Origin of the sequence: Mycobacterium sp. E3251 (assembly GCF_001666835.1) — a bacterium.
GTDB lineage: Bacteria > Actinomycetota > Actinomycetes > Mycobacteriales > Mycobacteriaceae > Mycobacterium.
Window position 1 is genome coordinate 1 of record NZ_LZJF01000175.1, and the last position, 2,698, is coordinate 2,698.

At 63.8% G+C, this 2,698-nt stretch carries 3 protein-coding genes and 1 pseudogene; 1 reads left to right on the top strand and 3 read right to left on the bottom strand.

Annotated elements, in window-relative coordinates; genetic code table 11:
• Positions 1-168, top strand: a pseudogene (locus A5697_RS28820) (hypothetical protein); the annotation flags it as partial.
• A gap of 9 nt (positions 169-177) precedes the next feature.
• Here the strand turns inward: A5697_RS28820 and A5697_RS21690 are convergent.
• The 3 genes from A5697_RS21690 to A5697_RS21700 all read right to left on the bottom strand — a co-directional run.
• Positions 178-981 carry a TylF/MycF/NovP-related O-methyltransferase gene (locus A5697_RS21690; protein ID WP_067948466.1) on the bottom strand — a complete coding sequence of 268 codons (804 nt, stop codon included), beginning with the start codon at positions 979-981 and terminating at the stop codon, positions 178-180.
• A gap of 133 nt (positions 982-1,114) precedes the next feature.
• Entirely contained in the window at positions 1,115-1,918 is an 804-nt protein-coding gene (locus A5697_RS21695) for a TylF/MycF/NovP-related O-methyltransferase (protein ID WP_067948468.1), read from the bottom strand.
• Positions 1,919-2,050: 132 nt separating this feature from the next.
• Positions 2,051-2,698, bottom strand: a 648-nt coding sequence (locus tag A5697_RS21700; RefSeq protein ID WP_369806142.1) for a glycosyltransferase, incomplete at its 5' end; no start/stop codon positions are given.

Sequence of the window (2,698 nt, forward strand, 5' to 3'; positions counted from 1 at the left end):
TCGGAGACCACCGAGAAATCGCTTGTCTCGGATCTTCGCGAGATCCTCGCCCCGGAATATGCCACCCGAGCCCGCGACCTCGCCACTCGGATGACAACCCCCGCCGAAAGCGTCGCCAAGGCTGCGGATCTGCTCGAAAAGGCCGCCCGTGAGAAGGCTTCCGGCTGAAGCGCTTGCTTAACTCGCCGGCTTGATCAGCAGGCCCTGTCCCGTGGGCAACGCGCAGATCTTCACACCCAGTTCATTTGCCACCGCATCCATGGCGGCGCGCTGCTCGTCGCGCCCCCGGTTCGCGTAGTCATCCAGGAGCACGAAGGCACCGGGTATGAGCCGTGGCCAGAAATAGCGAAGTGCGGCGACTTCCGGTGGGGCGCAGTTCATGTCGATGTGCAGGTAAGCGATGGCGGTCGCGTCGACCTCGTCGAGCGTCTCCGGGACCGCGCCCACGATGATGCGCTGGTTATGCCACTCCGCGAAATTCGCGCGAACGCTTTCGACTCCACTGGCATACATCCCGTTGCGCAGGTGATCTTCGCTGATCTCCAGTGCCCCGGCCCGGCGTTCGTTCTCGGTGACGAAGCGCGGGTCGAGTCCGGCGAACGTGTCGAGCAAGTAGAAGGTCTTCCCCAGCCGGTCCCAGTCCAGGTATTCCATGATGGCGCTGCTCAAGAACCCGTAGCTCACGCCGCATTCGACGAAGTCGCCGTCAAGCTTGCTGGCGCTGGCCGCCGCCCACAGCCCCACGTGCACGCGCCACTGCCACTGGTACCAATCCTCTTTGCCCAGGGAGCGGGCGCCGCGCCGATAGGCGCGCTGGAACTCCGGATCGTCCAGGAACGCGTGAAAGTTATTGAACGTGACCAGCGCGTCGTTGGCGTAGACGTCGGGAAGGATGGTCCGCGCGAGCCAGTACTCGGTGCGTACCCACCACATCCGCAGGCGGGTTCCGGTTGTCAGCCCTGTTGCCACGGCGGCAACCATAGCATTGGCGGACGTCTAGCCCGTGCCAAATACGACGGGTTCAACGGTTCACCCGCCCGAACGGCAAAACTTTTGGTAGCCACCGAATTTCGCCAACCCGCTCAGGCGCCGGCATTGCCCTGTCGAATACCGTCTACTTGCGCCACAGCACGCCGGTGCCGTCGATCTCGACGATCTCCGCGGTCACGCCGTGCTTCGCCCGATAGTCCGTTACGGCTTGTTCGCACGCCTTGATCGCGTGGTAGTCGTCGACGATGCAGAAGCCACCCGGCGACAGCCGCGGATAAAGCGCATCGAGCGCCTGGATCGTCGACTCGTACAGATCGCCGTCCAGGCGCAGCACGGAGATGCGATCGATCGGCGCATCCTGCAGCGTGTCCTTGAACCAGCCGGGAACGAACCGTACCTGATCGTCGAGCAACCCGTAACGCTCGAAATTAGCCCGCACCTCGGATTCGGGCACCCCGAGGATGCGCGCGTGACGGTGCAGCGTGATCCCTTTGTCCTGCTTGTAGTTTGCGACGTCCGGCGGCGGTACGCCGGCGAAGGAGTCGCACAGCCACACGCAGCGCTTCTCGTCCCCGTGTGCGGCCAGCACCGCGCGCATCAAGATCGACGCCCCGCCGCGCCACACGCCACACTCGACCAGGTCGCCGGGGATGTCCTCTTCCAGCACCGTCTCCACGCAATGCTGCAGGCTGGTCAGCCGCTGCATACCGATCATCGTCAAGGCATCCGCCGGCCAATCCAGCCCCAGGTCTCGCGCGTGCTTATTGAACGGGCGCTTGCGGACGAGCATTAGATTGCGGGTGCTGAACAAAGGGCGCCCCAAGCGGTACCAGCCCACGGGCACCAACTCGTCATTGCCGTACCGGGTCAAATCGCGTCGGAGCAAGTCCAGGTACGCAAACCGCGTGTCGTGGTCAGTCACGGCCAAAGCTGCCCCTTAATCCGCATGCCAGTACTCCCGGTCATGAGCCTAGACGTCCGTCGACGCCCTCAATGCGTTTCGCAGTCTATCCACTAACTTGGTCCGAATTGCCAACTTGCACCTCGGGCCATCGCGATCTCAAGGACTACGCTTCACTCCGGTGGCGCGATCACAGCGTCCCGAGCGGGTGAAGCTCTCCAGCAGATCGACGGCGCGCCCCACGCTGTCAGCGGGCTTGGTCATCTGGGCAGAGATCTCGCGGGCCCGAGCGGCGCACTCGGGGGCGAGGATCATGCGCAGGTCTTTGACCAGCGTTTCGCAGGTGGTCGACGAGAAGCGGCGGGATGTGCCCACCCTCAATTGTTTGATATGGGACCCCCAAAATGGCTGGTCTCCGGCGGTCCAAAGGATCAACGTCGGGATTCCGGCGCGCAGACCCGCAGCCGTGGTACCGGAGCCACCGTGGTGGACGACGGCACGACAGGCCGGGAAGATCTTTGTGTAATTCACCACGCCCACCACCTTGACGTGGTCGAAGTGCGGCACGTCGCTGAAATCAGTTCCGCCGAAACACAGGAGGGCCCGCTCGCCGAGGTTCGCGCACGCCGAGCTAATCATTTCGACTGTGGCGGAGGGGGATTCGAGCGGTATGCTTCCCGAACCGAAGCAAATCGGCGGTGTTCCCGCGGCGATCCACGACGCTACGTCCTCGTCGGCGTCCGTGGTCAGCTCCATCGTCAGTGCGCCGACGAATGGTCGCCGGTCGCCCCATTTTCTGGCCCATTC

What these genes read in the sequence shown, in the direction of transcription:
- A5697_RS21690 (WP_067948466.1), bottom strand. Translation starts at nt 981, where the DNA reads ATGGTTGCCGCCGTGGCAACAGGGCTGACAACCGGAACCCGCCTGCGG.